We start from the raw sequence: 21,777 nt of genomic DNA, 5'->3' as shown, positions 1-21,777 counted from the left end.
CACCGAAAGAGATTGAATACTGCTTCAAAGATCCCGCTACTGTGTGGTACTCCTATACGACCTCCAGTCGCCGATATGCCGTTAAAGTCATTCCGATACTTGCCAAGAGAATCTGGCGCGAAACAAGGAATGCCCATGAAATGGCGTAGAGAACACAGTCGGTTTTTGATTCGCAGCAAAAAATCGCGTGCTATTGCACACGGTTTGGCAATGACTTATCTGGCCTTGCAAATACATGCGGTAAAGGCTGCAGAGCCGGCATGGCGCGGCGAGCCCATGCACTATGTCGCACGCAATTCGCGCCTGACCGACGTGCTGAACGATGTCGCCTCAGCGGGAGGAATGCGTCTCGATGTCACTCGCTCGGTGCGCGGCACCGTCAACGGCGTATTCGACCAGCCGCCATCCGCTGTTTTCCGCTCGCTGATCGAGGCATGGGGCCTCGCGTGGTACTTCGATGGCCAGACCATTCATGTGTCGACCGCGAACGACGTACGCTCGCGCACGATTTCATTCTCTCCGTTGACGCGCGACGAAGTGTCCGCGTTGCTGCACAGCCTCGATCTCGATGATGCCCATTTGCCGCTGCGATATTCGAACGACAGCGTGAAGGCAGTGGGTCCGTCGCGGTATGTCGACGCCATTGCCGACGCCATCGCCCAGGCGCAGGGTCGTCAGAAGGCGCCCGCCGATCCGGCTTTCGAACAAACGCAGATCCGGGTCTTCCCGCTTCGCTACGCGCAAGCCCAGGACATTACGTATAACTCAGGAAGTAATCAGCAGATCATCCCTGGCGTGGCTTCGTTGCTGCGCAAGCTGACCGAGAACACCAGCGTCCAGCAGTCCGCTACCGCAGGTACGGGCTCGCGCGCCAGATCAGCGTTGCGAACGCCGCGCGGCGTGCCTCCGCTGCCCAGCCTGCCGGGACTCGGAGAGGTTGCCGACAACGCACCGGCGGAGCTCGACAACCCACCAGCTCTGCCGCAATCCGCGCTCACGCCGGCGCGGCGCAACATCATTGCGGATTCCCGCACGAACTCCGTCGTGATCTACGACGTGCCGGAGATGATGCCGGTCTATCAACGTGCAATCGCCATGCTGGACCGGCCACAAGACCTCGTGGAAATTTCCGCGCTCGTGATGGACGTCTCCAGCGATGCAGCTCGCGAACTCGGCATCCGTTGGGGCGCAGGCGCATCGTCCCGCCGCTCGGCCTCGTCCGATAGCAGCGGCGGCGGAATCGCCGCGACCGCGATTATCGACGCGGGGATCACGCTGAGTACGCTCATCGGCAATTCCGCGCACTACCTCTACGAACAAATCCATGCGCTCGAGAAAGGCGGCCGCGCGCGCATACTTTCCCGCCCGCGCGTGCTCACGCTCAACAACGCTGAAGCGGTGCTCTCGTCGCGCAACTCCGTCTATGTGCGCGTGGCCGGTAATCAGGATGCCAATCTATTCAATGTGGACACCGGCCTCACACTGAAGGTCACGCCCACGGTCGAACAAGGCGCCACGAACGGCAACATTTTGCTTAGCGTGCAGATTGAAGACGGTTCGTTTGACGGCACCGAGTCCGTGGACGGGATCCCGCGCGTGAACAACAATTCGATTATCACGCAAGCCATTGTGGGCGACGGCGAAAGCCTGCTGATCGGCGGCTATGAATATGAGCGCAGTCATACCAGCGACTCGAAAGTGCCGGTGCTCGGCGACATTCCGATCATCGGCGCGCTGTTCAGCGACAACAGCACAGCCTTCGACCGCACGGAGCGGCTGATTCTCATCACGCCGCAAATCAAGAGGCTTTCGCCTGGCCGCACGACGCCGCGCACGGAGGTGGCCGCGTCCGCTTCGTCACCCGCGCCTTTCCCGAGCGCGGCCCCACTGCCGGGCATGGACACCAGCCCGGCATCGGCGCGCACCGTCGAGCGCGAAGCGTCAAGCATGCCCCCGGCGTTTCTGCCCGTGTCCGCGCCTGCCGTAATCGCGCCGGCGCCCGCAGGCCGGCCCGCAAGTCTGCCCGCGGGCCTGCCTGCAGACCTGCCCGCAACGCCTTCCGCACGGCAAAGGAGCGCACGATGAGCGGCTCGCCACATCTCATTGTCGCAAGTGGCCTGCACGCCGGCGCCAGCATCATGCTATCCGAGGGCCATGTGCTCAGGATCGGCAGCGACAGCAATGCGGAACTGATCCTCGCCGATGCGGGCATTGCTCCTCATCACGCCACGGTAAGCCTGAACGGCAACCGCCTTCTCCTGCAGGCGGTGGGCGACGACGTGACCGTGTTCGGACGGATCTTGAAGCGCGGCGCGCATACCATGATTCAACACGGTGCAAGCTTCGGGCTCGGTGAAACCCGTTTGCAGTTCAGCCACGGAGAATCCATCGCCGAAGGAGCATCGCTACGCGCCGAGCGCGCCTGGCTTCTGCGCCACGCGCCGCTCGCCTGGTTGCGCAAGCGCATCGTCACGCTGCCGCGCCTCGTCTGGATCGGCCTGCTGGCCGTTCCGCTCGCACTCTTGGTGGTGCATGCGCTGAATCTGTACGCACCGAGCCCCCAACGCACTCACGCGCCGCTACTCGATCAGGCCGCCTATCGCCACGTTCAGATGCGCACCGAAAAGGAAACTGGCCGACGCATTTACGAAGGGTACGTGCAAAGCGTGGGCGAACTCGGCGCCCTGTCGCTCGACGCACGCGCCCAAGGAGGCGCGCCGGTGTTGCGAGTGGCGGTCGTCGATGTCATGCAGGAGCAACTGAGCGATTTTCTCGACAAGTACTACCGGGGCGCGCAACTGCTTGCCGCAGAGCCCGGCGTGTTCGTTGCCACTCCGCCCACGGCGGATGCCTACCTCCAGCCAGAGTCATGGGATTACGCACGCCTCGATCGCCTGGCGCGCGCACAGATCGACGGGCTGAAGCGGGTTCGCTTTGCTGGCCACGAGAACGATAGCGGGCCGGTACGCATCCCGCTGGAAGCGCTGGGGCTGAATCTGATCAGCACCCCACACGCAGCCTGGCTCGCGGACGCGCAAGGCACCCGCTATTTCGCGGGCGCACGCATGCCGCTCGGCAAGCTGACGCGCATAGCAGGATGCGGCGCCACCGTGACTCGAGACGACGGCAGTATCTATTTGCTGACGGCGGATCGGGCAGCGAAGACCGATTCCTGCTGAACCGAAGCGCGATCCAGTCAGACGGTCACTCCGATTTCGAGCGTCGGTGCGCCGCTCGGATTATCTCTGGAACGAGTTGTATGTTCCGTAGCGCGCCATTTTAATAAGGACTTCACATTATGTTCGATCAATCAGCTGCATTCGCCGGTTTTTCTCCGCAAGCGAGGCCCTATGACTGCATGCCGATGTCTGGCGGCGTAGCCGTGGTCGGCCCGGACGGCACGCTAAACACCGAAGCTCTTGCTCAGTACGGCATCCGGAACTTGCGACTCATGGCAAAGGATATCAACCAGTTTAGCCAGCAAAATGCCGCGTCCGACAGCGGCGGCGGTGGTGGTGGTGGTGGCGGTGGTGGCGGCGGCGGTGCCGCCGGCGGCGCCGGTGGTGCCGGTGGCGCGGGTGGTGGTTCCAGCGGCGGGATCGGCAGCGGCAACATGCTGATGATGCAAGCCAAGGTAGGCGAATACAACACGTATTCCCAGTCTGCTACGTCCATGATTGCCGGCAAGACCGACCAGGACAAGAAGATTGCCGAGAACCATCGCGGTTAATCTGGATATCTAACTTATAAGGCGAATTCAATCGCGCTCGAGCGGGAGCTTCCATTGCGTAGTTCCCGCGCACAACGTACGCGACGCACATGACTTTCCCGCTCCGCGAATCACCTCTCTTGCATACGATGGACAACATCCATGAACACGCCACCTGTAATGAATCTGGTCACGCCGGACACGATGCCCACACCGGCCGTCGCACCCAACAACATGCAGCAGTTCAACAATGACGCCTCGGGACTGTCCCAATTCGCCCAGGAAGTTCAGGGCATGGTGGAAAGCAAGTCCACCCGGATCGGCGCCCTGCTCGATCCGAACCGCAAACACCGGCTCTCCACTTCGGAAATGCTTTGGTTGCAAGCCGCCATGGGTGACTACTCGGTCACGATGCTCACGATTTCGAGCACCGCCCAGAGCCTCACGAGTTCCATTCAAACGCTGTTGCAGAAACAATGATGCGCCGCCTGCTCTACCTCCTGCCACTCCTCCTGCTCACGGCGTGCAAGACTTCGCTATTCGAAGGGCTCGACGAAGATCAGGCCAACCGCATCGTTGCGGTGCTCAGCCATCATGGCATCGACGGGTCCAAGGAGCGTGGCGCCGACAAGACGTGGACCGTCTCCGTCGACAGCAGCAACGCCGTTGTCGCCACGGAACTCACGGGCGCCTATGCGCTTCCACGCGGCGGTCATGCCAACCTCGGGGAGCTCTTCAAGCGCGAAGGATTAATTTCCAGTCCTGATGAAGATCACGTACGTTACGTATACGGTATCACTCAGGAACTGGCGGAAACGCTCGAAAAAATCGACGGTGTGCTCATCGCACGCGTACACGTCGTCGATCCTCCGCACGATCCGTTGAGCGGGCCGACTGCGTCGCCCAGCGCCTCGGTGTTGTTGCGCTACCGCAGCGACTCCAACATGGAAGCCATGCGCGAGAAGATTCGCACGCTCGTCGCAGGCGCCGTCGAAGGGCTAACGACCGATCGCGTGTACGTCACGCTCGTTCCGGTAACTCCGGTGCTCACGCCGGCCGAAATCTGCGCGCAAACCGGCAGATGCGGGCTGGGCGCCGATGCTGCGCGCGATAACACAACGCTTACGCTCATCGCCCTCACGGTCATGGGGATGATCCTGCTCGTCTCGGTCTGGGTATGGGACTCGGGTCTGCGCGCCTTCCCCAAATTCACCGGCATCACGCTCTTTCGGCGCCGCGGGAAACACAATCTTCAACCCCAGCCGGGGCCGTCCAGTACCGGCAAATCAGGAGCCGGTACGCGGGAAACCCGCAGCGCCGACAAGCCGGCCAAACCTGCTTCCCCAGGAGAGCGCTCTTGAACCCCTACTCGATACTTTTGATCGCCGACTGGGCGCACCCTAGCTGGCTCGACAAAACGTCGCCTGTGCGCAGCGAACGCGCACGCGCCGCGGCCTCCGTTCAATTGCTCAGCCGGTACCCGCAACTCGCCGGCATGGGCGCAACCCCGCTGCCGTGGTTTGCCGCGCCGCTCGCCCGCCCGGCCTGTGCGCGCCTGATGCGTCTGTGCGGGGCGCTGGCCAGCGCACGCACGCTGCGACTCGTGGTTGCCTCGAGCGCGCGCGAACAATTCTCGCGCTCAACGGGTCTGCCTTCGATTGCGCAATTTCAGCGGCACGCGCGCGGCGAACAACCCGATCTGCGACTGGATACGCCCATCGATTGCTTCAGCCGCCATGCGCTGACCATGGCCGGGCTCGCACTCGCACTGCGCGCGACCTCCAGTGCGCCGGAGCGTCTGTGGCTGCAATTGCGGCTGCCACGCCAGTATGGCCAGACCGCCGTTCAATGGCGATTGCCCGCCGTCTCACAGCAGGACGCACTCAAACTGATCGAGGACGCATTGGATCTGCTGCACGCAAGGAGGACGCCATGCTGATCTGGCGCACGGCCGACTGGCGCGTCGAATCCGACGGCTTTATCAGCGGCCAGCAGGTCGCCCAACTCGAAGACTTGCAGGCATTGCGCCGCGCAAGCATGCAGATCAGGGCAGCGGAAACGACACGGCTTGCCGAGCGTGCGCGCCGCGCAAGGCGGCGCGCCGTCGCACGAGGCTACGCTGCCGGCCGCGCGGCGGCATTGCACGGCCTCGTGATCCCCAATGCTGCGGCGTCGTTCGTGCTCGCTCACATCAAGGAACGGCTCGTCCAGATCGTTATGAAGGCCATCACCGAAATCGTCGATGAATTGCCGCCCGGCACCATCCTGACAACCCAGCTACGCCGCAGCCTGCAGGCCGCCTCCGGACATCGCCTGCTTTCGGTGCGGGTCGCCGCAAGCGATGCGGACGATGCGCGACGGGCAATCGGCAGGGTCGAACAGGAATTCGGGCTCTCTCTGGTCAGCGTGCTCGCCGACGCCGATCTGCCCGCGAATTCGTGCATTGTCGAGACCGACAGCAGCGTGATCGACGGCGGCCTGCGCCACCAGCTTTGCGCGCTGGAGCGCGGCATGCGCGATGCCATCGCCGCCGTGCTCAAGGAATACACGCGCATGGACGACGCGCTCCTGCGGCAACTCGACGTCGTAGCGTATGGCTTGCGCGACACGCTCGACGTGCTGTCACGCGAATCCGTAACCGTCGTCGCGCCCCCCAAGGCAAAGCGAGGCGTGAAGCGCAAATCCACACGCCGCTTGCCGGCCTCGTCCGCAAAGCTCGAGGGTGCCGCATGAATCCGTACATCGGACTCCCTCGCTTCACGCGCGATCAAGCGGAACGGCACAACATCGCCGCGCTGCGTTTCGGCACGCCCTGGTCCGTCAATGTGGGGGCGCGGCGCTACACGCTGGCTTTCGAGCGCTGCCGCCAGCGTTATCCGCTGCGGCTGCACGGCACGGCCTCGGGCGCGCCGCTCGAACTCGATCTCGACGCCAGCGCGCTGATTCCCGCACTCACGGCACAAAGCATTTCAAAAGCGGGCCCGCTCGCGCACCAGCTCATCGCCGAGGCCTGCGAGGACTGGCTTTGCGCGCTGGAAGGCACGTTTGGCTTCGCGCTGGAAATCAACGCGGTGTCCTACGACGCCACGCCCAACCCCGACGCGTACGGCCTCGCGCTCACGCACGTGCGCAGCGGCCGCATGGCGAGCCTCTCGTTTCGCTGCGAGGCCGTCGACCTGTGGCTGCGCGCTCGCGCGTCAATGCGTGCCGATCTGCAATCGCTTGCGCGTCAAATCATGATCGGCGTACCGGTCTGTATTGCCGGACCGACGCTGTCGTTTTCCCGCGTGCGCCGCATCCGCGCCGGCGACGCATTGGTGCTCGATCGCCACACCCACTATCTGCGCGTGCCGTTACGCGACGGTGCGCAACGCATCCTGTTGAAACTATCCGGAGATCACGCCGTGGTTGACCGCCCCCTTATGGAAGAAGAAAACAACAAACCCGAACTCTCCAGCGAGTTCATCCCCATCGATGCGCTGACTTTCACATTCGACGCGATGATCGGCTCCTTGCGCCTCTCGCTCTATGAGTTGAGCCGTCTGCGCAGCGGCTCGCTGGTGTCGCTGCAGCTGTCACTGCGCGAGCGGGCCGTGACGCTGCTCTGCCAGGGGGTACCGTTCGCGCACGGCGAACTCGTCGATGTCGACGACGTGCTCGCCGTGCGCATTACGAGCATCGTTCATCCTTCTCACGTGGAAAACGCATCATGACGGCGGCACAGCCGGGACAGCTGCAGCTCATCACGCTGTTCTCCATGATGAGCCTCGTGCCGCTCGCCGTGGTGATGACCACCTCGTTCACCAAGTTCAGCATCGTGCTCACGCTGCTGCGCTCCGCGCTCGGGGTTCAGCAAGCGCCTGGAAATATGGCGATTGCCGGCCTCGCGCTCGCCGCTACCCTCGTTGTCATGGCGCCGACCCTGCACAAGATCGGCGGTGCGCTCTCGGTGGACGAGCGCATGGAAAGCGGCGCGCTGCCGCCGATTCCGCAGATGGTCGACGCGGTGCGCGAGCCGCTGGGCGATTTCATGCTGACGCATTCGCGTCCTGCGGAGCGCGCCTTCCTCGTGGAGGCAGCAAAGCGCATCGATCCGGAACGCGAGGCGCACGAAACCGACTTCTCCCTGCTGGTGCCCGCATTCCTCATCAGCGAGATTTCCAGCGGCTTCGAGGCCGGCTTCCTGCTTTACATCGCATTTCTCGTCATTGATCTCATCGTGGCGAACGTGCTAACCGCGATGGGCATGATGATGCTCTCGCCCAGCACGGTGTCCATCCCGCTCAAGCTGTTCGTGCTCGTGGCCGCTTCCGGCATTCCGAAGCTCATGCATGCCCTCATTCTCAGTTACGCGAAATGAATACCCTGCCTTCCCTCGCCTCGCTCGCCGGCAGCGCGTTGTTGCTGGTGTTCTGGCTGTCACTGCCCATGCTCGCGGTCGCGACCGCCATCGGACTGCTGCTCGGGCTCGTGCAGTCCGTCACCCAGATTCAGGACCAGAGCCTGCCGTACGGGGCCAAGATCATCTGCGTCGGGCTCGTTCTCATGGTGGCGGCGCCATGGGCGAATCGCGAAATCGCGCGCCTCCTCGGGCAGATATTTTCGATGATCGCCGTTGGGCGCACGCACTGACCATGAACTTCTTCGATCAACTGGCAGGCTTCGCGTTCTGCACGATCCGCCCCGGCATCGCGGTGAGCCTCATTCCGTTCGGCAACGACGGCGCGCTGGGTGTCGCACTGCGCGTGCCGCTCGTCCTGACGTTCGCTTCGTTTCCCGCGGTGTCCGGATGGCCCGCAAACCTGATGCAGGCCTGCGCCATGGAGGCGCTGGCCGGTCTCGTTATCGGCCTACTGCTCAGCGTCGTCTTTCACGTGGCAGCGGCAGGCGGCGCCATTCTGGACCAGCAGGGCGGCTACAGCATCGGCGCGGTCTACGACCCCAACTTCCAGCAGGAGTCCGCACTATTCGAAACGCTGTTCACCCAGTTTGCAGCGCTGACGTTCTTCACCGGTCAGGGGCTCGTCATGGTGAGCCGGTTCTTCGTCGATACCTGGTCGATCTGGCCGCCGGGACTCGCCTCTCAGGGCGCACTCGAACACCTGTTCCGGACGTTCTCGGAAACCCGCTTGCCGACGGCATTCCTTGACGGCATGCAGCTCGCCGCGCCGCTGCTAGCGCTCATGATCATCGTCGATATCTCGATGGGGCTAGCCTCGCGCCACGCGCGACGGCTCAATCCGTTCGCGGTCGCGCGCTCGGTCAAGGCCATGGTGCTCTCGCTCGCCGCGATGGCGTGCGTGCCCGCGCTGCTCGAGCGTCTCGAGCGCACGCTCGCCTCCGCACTCACTCTCGGCTGGCATCCATGAGCGACAAGACAGAAAAGGCCACACCCCGGCGCCTGCAGCGCGCAAGACGCGATGGCGACATCGCGAAGAGCGTGCATTTGAGCACCGCGATCAGCAGCCTGCTCTGGTGGCTCCTGCTCGCATTCGAAGCGCCTGTACTGTTTGGCGCCTGCGTGCGCGCGACGGGCGCGATCCTGAGCCTCGACGCCACGCGCTCATTCGACTGGCAGCTCAAGGCCGCGCTGGGGGCCCTGTCCGAGCCCGGACGCGCGGCGCTGGTGATGACCGCCATGGGCGCGATGGCGGTGATCCTGCCCGAGCTCGCGCAGACTCGCGGCCTCATCGCATTCAAGCGCGTCGCGCCGGACTTCAAGCGCCTCAACCCGGTTGAAGGTTTCAAGAATCTCTTTGGCCTGAAGATGGTTTTCGACACCGGCGTCTCGCTCGCTCAGTTCGTCATCCTGATTTTTATTGCGTGGCGAGCGATCGCGAACTGGATCGGGCTGACGACGCCCGCTTACTCGCTCTCGCCGCTCGCGCAGCTCGGTCTCGCCACGGACGCCTGCATGCACCTGCTCGGACTCGTGGCGCTTTCACAAATTGCACCAGCCGCCGGGGACTATGCGCTTCAACGCGTATTGCGCAACCGGCGCCTTCGTATGGACAAGGAAGAGCTCAAGCGCGAATTCCGCGACGAAAACGGCGACCCGCACGTCAAGGGCCGTCGTCGCGCTCTCCATCGACAATTGAACCGATAAGATGACACAACGTCCCTTTGCGCTACTGACCGGCCTGCCAACCCTGCTCCAGCGTCATGCAAACATTGCCGTTGGACTGGGCCTGATCGGCATCCTCGCGCTGCTGATTCTGCCTGTCCCGCCGTTCCTGCTCGACTTCTTCATTTGTGTAAGCTTTGGCGCGAGCTTCTTGATGCTGTGCGCCACCACCTACGTCTCGCGCGCCGCGGAATTGCCGGGCTTCCCTTCGTTGCTGCTGATGACGACGCTGCTACGGCTCGCGCTAGCCATTGCGTCGACGAAGATGATTCTCGTGCATGCGCATGCAGGAAAAATCATCGACGCATTCGGCGATCTCGTCGCGGGCGGCAACGTCGCGGTGGGCGTAGTTGTCTTTCTCGTGCTCTGCGCGATCCAGTTCATCGTGGTGGCGAAAGGCGCGGACCGTATCGCGGAAGTTGCGGCGCGCTTCACGCTGGACGGGATCCCCGGCAGGCAGATGAGCATCGACGCCGACCAGCGCAGCGGCGTCATCAACGCTGAACGCGCGGCGCAATTGCGCGCCGAAGTCGAACGCGAAACCTATTTCTACGGCTCGCTCGACGGTGCCATGAAGTTCGTCAAGGGCGACACCATCGCGGGTTTTGTGGTGGCGATCGTCAACATCGTGGGCGGGCTCAGCATCGGGATCATGCAGCGCGGCATGCCGTTTGGCGAGGCGTTGCATGTCTATACGATCCTTACGATCGGCGACGGCCTCGTCTCGCAGATCCCTTCGCTCGTCGTCTCCATCGCCGCTGGTCTGCTCGTCACGCGGGTGTCGCCTGCGGGCGGCGCCAGCGACCTGGGCACGGACCTGTACCACCAGCTCACGCTGCACCCCAAGGCACTGCTCATGGCGGCCCTATGCTGCGCAGCGCTCGCGCTCGTGCCGGGATTTCCGCATATGCAGTTCGCGCTGATCGCTGCCGCGCTTGGCGCAGTTGGCCTCCTGCTCACGCGCGGCACCCAGCAAGTGCAGAGCGAAGCGGGCATACCCATGCCTGCGTTCGCTCGCGACGGCAGCCCTCACGTGCCGCGCATGCTGGAAAACGCCGAACTCGGCACCAGTTCGGCGATGTGCCTGCGAATCGGCAAGTCGGCCTTCGAAGCCATTCAGCCCGAGCCGCTCAATCGCGTGCTCACCGGCTTGCGGCACGATCTGAACGTCCGCCTTGGTTTGCCGTTCCCGGGTCTTGCATTGCTCATCGACCCGAAACTCGAAGCCGAACGCTACATCCTCGATGTCGACAATGTGCCCTATGCGAGCGGCACGCTGGTCGCGCAACATACACTGGTGAGCGGCCCCGCAGCCAATGTGACGATGGAAGGCACACTGGGCTACCGGCCGGGATTCGAGAAGTCGGTCTGGGTCCCGTCAGGCACGGCCGCCGCACTCGACGCCACCACGTTCGCAACGGCGACTGCGGAGGAAGCACTCGCGCTACATCTCGCCGAGGTGGTCGAGCGCTCCGTCAGCAGCCTGATGGGAACTCAGGAGGCGCGCTTCCTGCTTACCCGCATCTCGGGCGAATTCCGCGAACTGGCCGCGCAGATCGAGCATCGCATCACGACGGTGCAGCTCGCCGCGGTTCTGCGCGAACTCCTCACGAACCGCATATCGATCCGCAATCTGCGCGGCATTCTGGAAGCCATCTTGCGCATCCCCGACAAGGAACGCACGATGGACCGCATGGTCCGGGAATGCCGCATCGAGCTCGGACCTCAACTCGTTCGCGCCTATGCCGACCTGAGCACATGGGAGATTCGCACGGGCGTGCTCGCCCCGGAGTGGGAAACCGAGCTCGAAGCGCGCATTCAGCACGGCCCCAACGGCGAGCCGCATTGTTCGCTCGATTACAGCCAGCTCGATGCGTTGCGGCGCGCGCTCACCGACCCGGCGCAGCCCGCCCGTCTGCTGCTAACCAGTGCGACGCTGCGCCCGCATCTCGCGCATATATTGCACACCCTGGGCATTCGCGCTGAAGTCCTCGCCATCGAGGAAATTCCGCGCAATGTCTACCGCATTCGCACCATCGCCACATTCGCCAAGCCATGACCCTTCGATTCGATCCGAACCAGGCAGTAACCGAAGAGAGCGAGTCGCTACTGAGCGCGGCAACCTTGCATGGCGGCCGTGTGGTCGAGGCGCGCGGCGTGCTGGTCCGCGCCGTGGGCGCATCGTTGCGCATCGGCGAACGGGTGCGGCTCGTGCGCCCCGACACGCTCGAAGAACAGCCGGGAGAAGTCGTGGGCTTCGCTCAGGACGGCGCGCTCATCATGCCGCTCGCGGGTGTGGTCGGTCTTTCCGACATTACGCGCGTGGAGGGCTGCGGACTCGACTGGCAGCGGCTCGACCCGCTCGCCTTGCCGGGACGCATACTGGACGGACTCGGCAACCCGCTGGATGGACTGCCGCCGCCCGCCCGCGATCCGCACGCCCGTGCCGCTCCGCCGTCGATCAACCCGCTGTCCAGACCGTTGATCACACAACCTTTTGTCACCGGCGTCAGGGCAATCGACGGACTGCTCACGTGCGGCATCGGTCAACGCGTCGGCATCTTTGCCACTGCCGGCGGCGGCAAGAGCACGCTGATGGGCATGATCGCAAACGGCGCGCAGGCCGACACGGTCGTGATCGCGCTGATAGGCGAGCGCGGGCGGGAAGTGGCCGAGTTCGTACACGATCATTTGCACGAGCGGCGCCAGCGCGCGGTCGTGATCGCATCGACATCCGACCGGCCCGCCGCGGAGCGCATCCGGGCCTCGCGACTCGCATGCGAGATCGCATCCGGTCTGCGCAATGCGGGACAGCATGTGCTGCTGCTGTTCGATTCGCTCACACGATACGCGCGCGCGCTGCGCGAAGTCGGGCTGGCCGTGGGCGAGCCGCCGGTGCGCCGGGGCTACCCGCCGCGCGTGTTTGCCGAGTTGCCTCAACTGATCGAAATGGGCGGACTCACCGGCGCGGGCAGCGTTACGGCCTTCTTCACGGTCCTTGCCGAAGATGAAGATCTATCGGACCCGATCGTGGAAGAGGCCCGCTCGCTGCTCGACGGCCATATCCAACTTTCGTCGCGCCTGGGCGGCGCGGGGCACTATCCCGCCATCGATGTATTGAGCAGCAAGAGCCGGCTCATGCCACGCGTCGCTCACCCCGACCATCAAGCGCACGCCCAGATGATACGCGAATGGCTCGCGCGCTATCAGGATGCCGAACTACTGCTCCAGATCGGCGAATACCGCCGCGGCAACGACACGAGAAGCGATCGCGCAATCGACATGCATCCCGCCATCGTGCAATTTCTGCGTCAGCCCGCCAGCGCTTACGCCCGCTACGACGAAACGCTGACCGCACTGCAGACCCTATGCACGGCCCCGGCTAAGGCACCATGAACGCATTTCGGGACGAAGCGCGGCGCTGGGCAATGATCGCTCGCGTGCGGGCGCTGCGAGTCCGGCGCCGCGAAGTCGCGCTTGCCAGCGCGCAACGCGTCGTGGACGCGGCGCACACCGAACTAGAAGCGCGCAAGAGCCAGCTCGCGCATCACGGCGCGCAGCGCGCGCATCTGCTCGCGCGCTGCGCACATGGCAACGCCGATGCCCAATTGTGGCGTGGAGCACTCGTCCAGCATCGGCTGCGGGACACTCAACTGAATGAGGCGCAGGCGAAGGCGCAGGCGGGACTCGCCCGAGCGGTGGCCGAGCGTGGCCAAACGATGACCATGCTGAGGCGGGAAATGCTCGCTCATGACGACGCGCGAAAGCATGTGCGCGAGATCAAGGCGAGACTTCGGGAGGAGACGTAACACCGAATGCGCATCACGGTGCATTCTTTCATAAGCATTACCGTTTGCCGCGCCAGGGCTGGCTCGTCTGCACGACGAAGCACGCCCTTGGCGACCACGACCGCCGAATGATCCCGGTGTGCGAAGCCGGCCGCTCATTCATGTCCCCTTGTCCGGCGAATCGGCGCAAAATAGCGTCGCAACCGGAGGCGCACGCAGCGCCTTTCCCGAAGTTGCGAACACACGCGCTCGACGCCACGGGGCTCCATGTACGGCTTGTTGATAGGACCAGCTACGCGCAGGCAGGCGATCTTCGCCGGCCTCTGCGCGCTCGCGATCATGCTCACGCTCGCGCTAGCGGCGCCGCGCGCTCGCGACACCCTGCCCGCCATCGGCCCATTCATGCCGATGTGCGCGCTTACCGTCTTCACCACGTCGGGCATTGCGGCGTTCATGCTTGGCGCGCGTTTTGCGGCTACGCGTTTGCCGATGCTCGGCGCGCTCGGGGGCGCCTATGCTTTCACCGCCATTACCGTTGCATTGCAATTGCTGATGTTTCCTGGCGTGTTCACGCGCACAGGGCTGCTGGGCGCGGGCCCATATAGCGCGGCGTGGATGTGGGTCTTCTGGCATGCGGGCTTCCCCGCGCTCGTGATCGTGGCCGAACTGGTGCGCAGCCGCTCGCCGGACGACCCGCTCCAGCGCACAGACCCGGATCGGGGTCTGGATGCCCGCGCCTGGCTCCTGATCGTCGGCCCCGCTGTGCTCGCCGCGGCGCTCGGCGTGTTCGTGGTTCGCGTCGATCTGGTCGAGCCGTGGCATGCGCCCGCGTCCGCGGCAGCGGCAACGGCAGCGGCAATGACGGCCGCCACGCGGATTGCGCCAGCCGACCTGGCCGCCGGTACCATGGGGCTCGTCATCTGCGCGCTCAACCTCGTGGCCATCGCCGTCGTCCTGTTGAAGGGACGGCTGCGGCTCGTTCTCGACTGGTGGATCGTGGTGGCGCTGCTCGCCTCGCTCGTCGACGCCGCGCTCAATACGCTGAGCATCGAGCGCTTCACGCTGGGCTGGTACGTGGCCCGCATCTTCAGCATGTTCGCGCCGGGCGTGTTGGTGTGCGTGCTGGTCTGGGAAGTCACGGCGCTCTACCGCCAGTTGTCGGAAGAGCATGCCTCGCTGATCCAGACATCGGCGCACGACGCGCTCACACACGTGTACAACCGCAGCTATTTCGACGAGCAGTTCCGCCGCTCGTTCGAGCGTGCGGCGCGCGGTGCGCAACCGCTGTCGCTCGTGATGGTCGACGTCGATCACTTCAAGCTTTACAACGATGCCCACGGCCACCTGCGTGGCGATGCATGCCTGAGCGCCGTGGCCGAGGCGCTTGCGCTGACGGTGCGCCCTGGCGACTTCGTCGCGCGCTACGGCGGCGAGGAGTTCGCGCTGGTACTGCCCGGCGCCAATGCCGACGAAGCCTGCGCCGTCGCGGAACGCGCACGCGCGGCGGTCGCGCAGCTCGCCATGCCCACGCCCGCGCCGGCGGGCCGCGTCACCGTGAGCGCCGGCTGCGCCACGAGCGGCCCGGGCGGCGCGCCCAACCCGGCCGCGAGCGCGGTACACCATGCGCTGATCGCCGCCGCCGACGCGGCGCTTTATGCCGCCAAGCACGCCGGCCGCAACCGCGTCGCGCGCGCGGCGCAGGACTAGCTCACTCCACGACCGGCCCCGAATCCGCCGGCAGATGCGCGAGCGGATCCACCGCGCGGCTGCCTTCGCGCATCTCGAACTGAAGCAGCGCCGCGCCGTCGCCTTGCGTGCCCATTTCGGCGATGGCCGCGCCCTGCTGCACCGCATCGCCTTCGCGAACGAGCAGCCGGCGGTTGTTGCCATAGGCCGTCACGAAGCCATCGGCGTGCTTGAGGATGACCATGAGGCCATAGGTCTTGATGCCGTCGCCCGCGTAGACAACGCGGCCCGCGGCGGCGGCCTTGATGGGCCTGCCCGCGCTGCCGGCAATCTCGATGCCGCGCGAGCCGCCTTCGCCGAACTCGCGCACGACCATGCCGTTGACCGGCCAGACGAATGGGGCCGATGCGGCTGCGCGCGAGGCGCCTGCCGTTTCTGCATCACGGGCCGCGCCCGCAGGCGCGGCATCCTGCGGCGCCACCCGCAGCATCTGACCTACGCGCAGCGGGGCGCCGGTGGCCATATCGTTCCAGCGCGCGATGTCTTGTGGCGTGCGTCCGAACCCCAGCGCGACTTTGGCGAGCGTATCGCCCGACTGCACGCAGTAGTGCCCCGCGCTCACAGGCCGGCAATGCGTCGCGAAAAGCGGGGGGTTGCGCTCCGTATCGAGCGCGCACCCCGACAGCATGCCGCCGGCGCCAAACAGGACACTCAGCATGACGCCCCAAACAGTGCCATGCCGTCGCAATTTCAAGCTCGATCTCATTAATTCGTCATCCTGCATTTAATCGGTGAGACGAGCATTATGAAAGGCGGGCGTGGCACCCCATCTCAGTTTTTCAGGCGTAACCGGCGTGATGTTTGAAGCCGGGCAATGCGCCGAACAAGGGACAACAAGGCGGTTGAAATAGCGGAAGAAAAAACGCGCGCGTCAAAAGACGCCTAATGCGAGTCCGGCGGCCAGCCCCGCGCCCAGTTCCGCGCAGCGTTCGAGATCGTCGGGGCCGATGGTCTTGGGCGCCAGAATGCGTTCAGGCGTTTGCGCATGGGTGCAAACGATCACGCTCTGCGCCACCGTTTTCAGCCGCCAGCCCGTAGCGATGCGATCGATCTGGCGCAGCGCGTTTTGGCCGTCGCTGCCCGCGCAGATCATGACTGCATAGGGGCGGCCGTTCACGCGGTCGAGCACCGCGTAATAGCTGCGGTCGAAAAAGTCCTTCATCATGCCGGACATGGCCGCGAGATTCTCGGGCGTCGCGAACAGATAGCCGTCCGCGGCGAGCACGTCTTCGGGTTGCGTGGCATCGGCGCGCTGCAGCTTCACCGCGACGCCCGCTTGCTCGCGCGCGGCCGCCGCCGCTGCCTCGGCCATTTGCTGCGTGCCTCCGGTCATCGTGTGATAGACGATCAGCAGCGTCTTCATGCGTATTTGCTCTCGCTTCGCCGACGCGCCCGGATAGCGCGCCCCATCGTTTCGATGATACCCGCGCGTTGCGCGTATCGCTCGCTTCGCCCGAACCGCAGTATCATGCGCGCATGCCTACGTTTATCGCCCTGCTGCGCGCCGTGAATGTCGGCGGCACCGGCAAGCTCCCCATGACCGAACTGCGCGCGATGTGCGAGGCGCTTGGATTTGCCAGCGTGCGCACGTATATCGCGAGCGGCAACGTCGTCTTCCAGAGCCGGCTCTCGGCTGCGAGTGTGAAGCAACAGCTCGAACGCAGCCTCGAAGATTACGCGGGCAAGCCGGTTGGCGTGCTGCTGCGCACCGCCGATGAAATGGCCGCCGTGCTCGCGGCGAATCCTTTCGCGAGCGCGCCACCCGAGCGCACGCTCGCGATCTTTCTGGACGCCGCCCCAAGCGCCGACGCGCTGGAGAAAGCGAGCGGCCAGGGCACGGAACGCATTGCCCTCGGCACGCGCGAGATCTACGTGTACTACCAGGACGGCATCGCGCGTTCGAAGCTCAAGATTCCCGCCGCGAAAAACGGCACCGCGCGCAACATGAACACGGTGGCCACGCTCGCGCAATGGGCCGCCCAGCGCTAGAGCACCACGCTCCTGTCACGCTGCGGCCTCATCATGATGGACCGCCCTGCTACAAGTACTTGAGGAGATGCAAAAGATGGCACTTTCCTACGGCTACGCGAAAGGCAAGATCGTGACTACGCCGCGGCTCAAACCCACGCAGCGGCGTCATGAAGTGCAGTACCACCTGCACTTCGGCCTCTCGGTCGCGGGCGCGCAATGGGACATCGCGGTGAACGTCGGCACCACCGACGCCGACGATCTGCTCAAGTACAAGCTGCCGTTCGACTTCCGTCACGCCGTGCTCGCGACGCTCCAGAGCGCCCCGTCCGGCTCGCACGATCTCACCGGGCAGGACGCGCTGCCCGCGCTCGATTTCCAGCGCAGCGACTTTCTCGCCAACACCGGCAACTGGCGCGACAGCGACGTCATGGACGGCTCGAACGCGGTCGAGCCGGTCGCCACGCTGGAGCGCCTGCTGGTGCGCGCGATGCAATCGGGCTTCGACGTCTACGTGTTCGGCCGCTTCTATAGCGAAGGCAACGGCCTGCACGACGTGCACATGAACCAGGGATCGAAGGGCGAATTCATTCATCGCCCCGGCGACGACAGCACCGACCACAACGACATCTGGCAGGATGGCGCGTTGCTCGTGGATCTGGGCGCGCCGCAGTGGGCGCTCTATGTGGCGGCGTTCGATCAGCAATGGCTGCCGACCGACGACCTGGGCAATCCCACACCGGATTCGAAGCCGATTTCGTAAGTGCGCCCGGGCAATCGATCAGGCAACGATTCAGGCGATTGCTTCAGAAGATCGATGCGAGGGTTTGCTTGAATGCCTACACCAGGCGTTGCGAGGCGTTGCGAGGCGCAGGCGGGATGCGCCGGGAAAAAGCCGAACCCGACGCCTTTACTGTCGCGCTGCGCGAGCGCTTCGTGGCACGACGCGCGACACGACGCATGCACTTCGGCAGCGCCGCTTTCCTCGACTATGTGAGCCACGTATCACAGTTCACGCTGCGCGCGCACAGGCCGCAGCACTCGTCGCGCATTGTGCCACCACGGCGCGAATGCTCGCGATCGCATGATCGACGTCTTCCTGCGTCGTATAGCGGCCGATGCTGAAGCGCAGCGTCCGGCTGGCCGCCCCGGCGTCGAGCCCCAGCGCGCTCAGCACGTGCGAAGGCGCGCCCGAGGCCGAGTTGCACGCCGAGGTGGACGACACGGCAAGATCGGCCGACAACATGAACGGGAAAAACCCGGGCAGGTCGATGGTGAGGCTCAGCGTGTGGGCGATCCGGCGCGCCGCGCGCGCGTTCTGCCTCACGCCTTCGAGTCCGCGCACGCCGTCGAGCAGGCGCTCGGCCAGGCCCGCGATGCGCTGCGTGTCCGCCTCCATCTGCGCAGCGGCCAGCGCGCAGGCCGTGCCCATGCCCACGATCTGGTGCGTGGCCAGCGTGCCCGAGCGCAGCCCGCGCTCGTGGCCGCCGCCATGCATCTGCGGCGCGATGCGCGCGGCCACCTCGCGGCGCACATAGAGCGCGCCAATGCCCTTGGGCCCATAAACCTTGTGCGCCGACATCGACAGCAAGTCGATGCCCATCGCCTTCACGTCGATGGGCGTCTTGCCAAGCGCCTGCGCCGCATCCACGTGCAGCAGCGCGCCCGCTTCGTGCACGACGGGCGCGATCGCGGCGATGTCGGTGAGCGTGCCAATCTCGTTGTTCACGAGCATGAGCGAAACGAGGCCGGTGTCGCTGCGCAGCGCCGCCTTCACAGCCTCCACGCCGATGCTGCCGTCGGCATCGGGTCGCACATAGGTGACTGCAATACCGCGCTGCTCGAGATTCGCCATGGTGTCGAGAATCGCCTTGTGCTCGAGGCAGCTCGTAATCAGATGGCGCGCGCCTGTCGCCGCATCGGCATAGCCCTTCAGCGCGAGGTTGTTCGACTCGGTGGCGCCCGAGGTCCAGACGATTTCGTCGGGAGCCGCGCCGATCAGCGCCGCCACCTGCGCGCGCGCCTCTTCGACGAGACCGCGCGCCTTCATGCCCGCCGTGTGCGAACTGGAGGCCGGATTGCCGAATGCACCCTCGATGCCGAGGCATTCGCCCATTGCGGCAATCACGCGCGGGTCGGCCGGCGTCGTGGCCGCGTAATCGAAATAGTGCAGTTTGTCGCCCATGATTCGTTGTTCTGTCGCTGATTGAATGGGCAATCATGCTACGCCGCAGTTCGTAGAAAGTGCTTCCATAATTCTGGTCGCCGTTTTCCAGGCGCAGAATTATTTTCTCCATTCGGCCGTTTATACGGTGCCGCTATTAAGGAAATAATCCGGTGGCGCCAAAACCACGGCGCCAAGCGCGATGCACACGCGCTTCCACACGGTTTTTTAGGGCCATGACGGCGCCATACAGTGTCATGCGAATTCAGGGCAAGAAGCCCGCCGGGCGTGGCTTTGCGGGCGGCCGCCCCACCGGGCGGGCCGTGCGGCACAGCGCTTGCTGCCGGATTGCGATTTTCTTTTCGATTCTCGCCCTGGTCGGGCGTAATTCCCGCCAGATGCGCGTTTTCCCGCATGCTCCCGTCTTACGATTTATTTTCCATTTCTTTCGAGTTTTGATGGCTTACCGTCATGCCAGCCGAATGGCGTTCGCACTGCGAACCTCTTCATCGTCCCTAAGGAATAAGGGGTAGGCCCATGACGATAACAACCAAAGTCTCGATTTGTCTGCCCACGTACAAGCGGCCGGATCTGTTGATCGACTGCATCGAATCGTGCTTTGCGCAGACGCACAAGAACATCGAAATCGTGATCGGCGACGATTCGCCCGACGACCAGACCGAACGCATGATTGCCGAGCGGTACGGCAACGACGCGCGCCTCGCATACCAGCGCAATACGCCCGCACTCGGTCAGGCGCGCAATGTGGCGAGCCTGTTTGCGCGCGCAACCGGCGACAAGATCCTGCTAATCCACGACGACGACTATCTGGCCGAGCGATGCATCGAGCGCCTGCTCGCGCAATGGGAGCGCTACCCCGGGATTCAGGCCGCGTTCGGCAATCAATATGAAGTGGACCACGACGGCAGCGTGGATCACGCGTCGAGCGAGCACATGAATCACGCGTACCACCGCACGAGCGCGGCGGCGGGCCTGCAAGCCCTGCCGGGGCGCACCGGCATCGTGCAGATGTTCCCGAATAACGGCTGGCTCGCCGACGCCGCACTCGTCAAGCAGATCAGCTACGACGAGCAGCACGCCGTGTGCTGCGACTATGTGTTCGGCATGCGCCTGTGCCTCGCGGCGCGAGGCGTGTGCTACATCGACGAACATGTCTCGTACTACCGGAAAACCGATGTCTCGGTTTCGCAGTCCACGCGCAATACGACCAGCGCTTCGTCGCTGGCCGCGTGGCGTTTCCTCCAGGGGCTGACACTGCCGCCCGAACTCGAACCCGCGCGCAGGCTCGCCATGCGCCGGTTCGTGCCCATCGTGGTCTCGCTCTACGCGCGCAACGACAAGGCGCGCGAGGGCTTGAGCCTCGCGCTCGGGAATCTGCACGCGTACCGGTACGGATTGAGCGCGCGGCTCTACTACCATCTGCTGATGATCGGCAAGGGCTTGCGGCGAGCGAAACGCCAGCCGCCTGCGATGGTGTTCGATGCCGATGAGCTGGGCGTGGATGCAGCGCCGCCGGTTGCGCCAATCGCGCCAATCGCGCCAATCGCGCCGATTGCGCCGATGGTCGACGTCACGCGTACGCGCGTGCCCTGATCGCGAGTCACGCCTGCGCGGGCCCGAGATTGGGCCAGCTTGATATCGCGCAGACCTGATGCGCCCCGCCCCATGCCACCTCACACGCGTCTCTGCTTCAATCCCGCTAGTATTACGGCTCGATTGTTGTTCTGCGCAGCCCCCGCCGCGCGTTCACCTTGAAGCAGACCCTTGAATCAGGAGTACGGTAAATGTCTTTCCGCATGACGATGTTGACAGTTGCGGTTGTGGCCGCAAGCGTGGCCAGCGCAGGTGCGCAAGCTCAGGTAGCCGGCGCGCAGCCGCTTTCCGTGACGGTCGAGCAGTCGCAGGCGCTGCTCGAAGGCTGGAGCGTGAAGAAGAGCGTGCTCGGCAAGGCCGTCTATAACGACGACAATGCCAAGGTCGGCACGGTGCGCGACCTGATCGTCGCGCCGGATGGCACGGTGTCGGCCGCCATCGTCGCAGCGGGTGGCTTCCTCGGCGTCGCCGCGCATGACGTGGCCGTGCCTATCGCCTCACTCGACGTGCGCAACGGCAACCTGTATCTGCCGGGCGCGACCAAGGAAGCGCTCAAGGCCACCCCGGCATTCCAGTACGCCAAGATCGACTCGCCGCCCAAGCCCAAGCGCGTCGATAGCAAGCACTAATCGCGCGCGAGGCCAGCCTCCCGTGTGGCTGGCCT

22 protein-coding genes and 1 pseudogene are annotated in these 21,777 nt (G+C 64.7%); 20 read left to right on the top strand and 3 right to left on the bottom strand.

Annotated elements, in window-relative coordinates; translation table 11 throughout:
• The first annotated feature begins 276 nt into the window (after positions 1–276).
• The 16 genes from sctC to NH14_RS32605 all read left to right on the top strand — a co-directional run bounded on the left by sctC (position 277) and on the right by NH14_RS32605 (position 15,328).
• Positions 277–2,085: a type III secretion system outer membrane ring subunit SctC gene (gene sctC, locus NH14_RS32680; protein ID WP_052148530.1), complete on the top strand. Its 1,809-nt coding sequence runs from the start codon at positions 277–279 to the stop codon at positions 2,083–2,085.
• Positions 2,082–3,179 carry an FHA domain-containing protein gene (locus tag NH14_RS32675; RefSeq protein WP_052148529.1) on the top strand — a complete coding sequence of 366 codons (1,098 nt, stop codon included), beginning with the start codon at positions 2,082–2,084 and terminating at the stop codon, positions 3,177–3,179. The genes sctC and NH14_RS32675 overlap by 4 nt, the downstream gene beginning before the upstream one ends.
• Positions 3,180–3,298: 119 nt before the next feature.
• Positions 3,299–3,730: a hypothetical protein gene (locus tag NH14_RS33275; protein WP_035533749.1), complete on the top strand. Its 432-nt coding sequence runs from the start codon at positions 3,299–3,301 to the stop codon at positions 3,728–3,730.
• 141 nt (positions 3,731–3,871) lie between these two features.
• On the top strand, positions 3,872–4,189 hold the full coding sequence (locus NH14_RS32665; RefSeq protein ID WP_152617313.1) for an EscF/YscF/HrpA family type III secretion system needle major subunit: 318 nt from the start codon (positions 3,872–3,874) through the stop codon (positions 4,187–4,189).
• Positions 4,186–5,070 carry a type III secretion system inner membrane ring lipoprotein SctJ gene (gene sctJ, locus NH14_RS32660; RefSeq protein WP_052148528.1) on the top strand — a complete coding sequence of 295 codons (885 nt, stop codon included), beginning with the start codon at positions 4,186–4,188 and terminating at the stop codon, positions 5,068–5,070. The genes NH14_RS32665 and sctJ overlap by 4 nt, the downstream gene beginning before the upstream one ends.
• Positions 5,067–5,648 (top strand): hypothetical protein, encoded by a 582-nt coding sequence (locus NH14_RS32655; RefSeq protein ID WP_035533746.1) that lies wholly within the window; start codon positions 5,067–5,069, stop codon positions 5,646–5,648. Before sctJ ends, NH14_RS32655 begins: the two co-directional genes overlap by 4 nt.
• Positions 5,642–6,442 (top strand): FliH/SctL family protein, encoded by an 801-nt coding sequence (locus NH14_RS32650; protein ID WP_052148526.1) that lies wholly within the window; start codon positions 5,642–5,644, stop codon positions 6,440–6,442. The genes NH14_RS32655 and NH14_RS32650 overlap by 7 nt, the downstream gene beginning before the upstream one ends.
• Positions 6,439–7,422: a FliM/FliN family flagellar motor switch protein gene (locus NH14_RS32645; protein ID WP_035533745.1), complete on the top strand. Its 984-nt coding sequence runs from the start codon at positions 6,439–6,441 to the stop codon at positions 7,420–7,422. Before NH14_RS32650 ends, NH14_RS32645 begins: the two co-directional genes overlap by 4 nt.
• Positions 7,419–8,069 carry a type III secretion system export apparatus subunit SctR gene (gene sctR / locus NH14_RS32640; protein WP_035533743.1) on the top strand — a complete coding sequence of 217 codons (651 nt, stop codon included), beginning with the start codon at positions 7,419–7,421 and terminating at the stop codon, positions 8,067–8,069. The genes NH14_RS32645 and sctR overlap by 4 nt, the downstream gene beginning before the upstream one ends.
• A complete protein-coding gene (gene sctS / locus NH14_RS32635) occupies positions 8,066–8,341 on the top strand; it encodes a type III secretion system export apparatus subunit SctS (protein WP_052148525.1) in 276 nt (91 codons plus the stop codon). Before sctR ends, sctS begins: the two co-directional genes overlap by 4 nt.
• Positions 8,342–8,343: 2 nt before the next feature.
• Complete coding sequence (locus NH14_RS32630) at positions 8,344–9,078, top strand: EscT/YscT/HrcT family type III secretion system export apparatus protein (protein ID WP_052148524.1); 735 nt, start codon at positions 8,344–8,346, stop codon at positions 9,076–9,078.
• Positions 9,075–9,815 (top strand): EscU/YscU/HrcU family type III secretion system export apparatus switch protein, encoded by a 741-nt coding sequence (locus NH14_RS32625; RefSeq protein WP_035533742.1) that lies wholly within the window; start codon positions 9,075–9,077, stop codon positions 9,813–9,815. The genes NH14_RS32630 and NH14_RS32625 overlap by 4 nt, the downstream gene beginning before the upstream one ends.
• A gap of 1 nt (position 9,816) precedes the next feature.
• Positions 9,817–11,892, top strand: a complete 2,076-nt coding sequence (locus tag NH14_RS32620) for a flagellar biosynthesis protein FlhA (RefSeq protein ID WP_052148523.1) — start codon at positions 9,817–9,819, stop codon at positions 11,890–11,892.
• Positions 11,889–13,229, top strand: coding sequence for a FliI/YscN family ATPase (locus NH14_RS32615; RefSeq protein ID WP_035533741.1), 1,341 nt, complete (start codon positions 11,889–11,891; stop codon positions 13,227–13,229). Before NH14_RS32620 ends, NH14_RS32615 begins: the two co-directional genes overlap by 4 nt.
• Entirely contained in the window at positions 13,226–13,642 is a 417-nt protein-coding gene (locus NH14_RS32610) for a hypothetical protein (RefSeq protein ID WP_052148522.1), read from the top strand. Before NH14_RS32615 ends, NH14_RS32610 begins: the two co-directional genes overlap by 4 nt.
• Before the next feature lie 246 nt (positions 13,643–13,888).
• Positions 13,889–15,328, top strand: coding sequence for a sensor domain-containing diguanylate cyclase (locus tag NH14_RS32605; protein WP_035533740.1), 1,440 nt, complete (start codon positions 13,889–13,891; stop codon positions 15,326–15,328).
• Position 15,329: 1 nt separating this feature from the next.
• Here NH14_RS32605 and NH14_RS32600 read toward each other — a convergent pair whose 3' ends face one another.
• Together NH14_RS32600 and NH14_RS32595 are read right to left on the bottom strand one after the other, a co-directional pair.
• On the bottom strand, positions 15,330–16,025 hold the full coding sequence (locus tag NH14_RS32600) for a peptidoglycan DD-metalloendopeptidase family protein (protein WP_052148521.1): 696 nt from the start codon (positions 16,023–16,025) through the stop codon (positions 15,330–15,332).
• Positions 16,026–16,238: 213 nt separating this feature from the next.
• Positions 16,239–16,730, bottom strand: coding sequence for a flavodoxin family protein (locus tag NH14_RS32595; protein ID WP_035533739.1), 492 nt, complete (start codon positions 16,728–16,730; stop codon positions 16,239–16,241).
• A gap of 113 nt (positions 16,731–16,843) precedes the next feature.
• Here NH14_RS32595 and NH14_RS32590 point away from each other — a divergent pair, with 113 nt between their 5' ends.
• Entirely contained in the window at positions 16,844–17,356 is a 513-nt protein-coding gene (locus NH14_RS32590; RefSeq protein WP_035533782.1) for a DUF1697 domain-containing protein, read from the top strand.
• A 76-nt stretch (positions 17,357–17,432) separates the two neighbouring features.
• Positions 17,433–18,098, top strand: coding sequence for a DUF2278 family protein (locus NH14_RS32585; protein ID WP_035533781.1), 666 nt, complete (start codon positions 17,433–17,435; stop codon positions 18,096–18,098).
• A gap of 270 nt (positions 18,099–18,368) precedes the next feature.
• Here NH14_RS32585 and NH14_RS32580 read toward each other — a convergent pair.
• Positions 18,369–19,520 (bottom strand): annotated as a pseudogene (locus NH14_RS32580) (cysteine desulfurase family protein); the annotation flags it as partial.
• Between the two features lie 516 nt (positions 19,521–20,036).
• On the opposite strand from NH14_RS32580, the gene NH14_RS32575 reads away from it, so the two are divergent.
• Together NH14_RS32575 and NH14_RS32570 are read left to right on the top strand one after the other, a co-directional pair.
• The gene (locus tag NH14_RS32575; protein WP_084225943.1) at positions 20,037–21,113 is read left to right on the top strand and encodes a glycosyltransferase family 2 protein; all 1,077 of its coding nucleotides are present in this window, start codon (positions 20,037–20,039) and stop codon (positions 21,111–21,113) included.
• Between the two features lie 203 nt (positions 21,114–21,316).
• Positions 21,317–21,742, top strand: a complete 426-nt coding sequence (locus NH14_RS32570; protein WP_407947206.1) for a PRC-barrel domain-containing protein — start codon at positions 21,317–21,319, stop codon at positions 21,740–21,742.
• Positions 21,743–21,777: the final 35 nt, after the last annotated feature.

The sequence above is a fragment of the Paraburkholderia sacchari genome (assembly GCF_000785435.2).
GTDB lineage: Bacteria > Pseudomonadota > Gammaproteobacteria > Burkholderiales > Burkholderiaceae > Paraburkholderia > Paraburkholderia sacchari.
The sequence above is the reverse complement of the archived record's forward strand: the minus strand, read 5'-3'. Positions and strand labels throughout refer to the sequence as shown.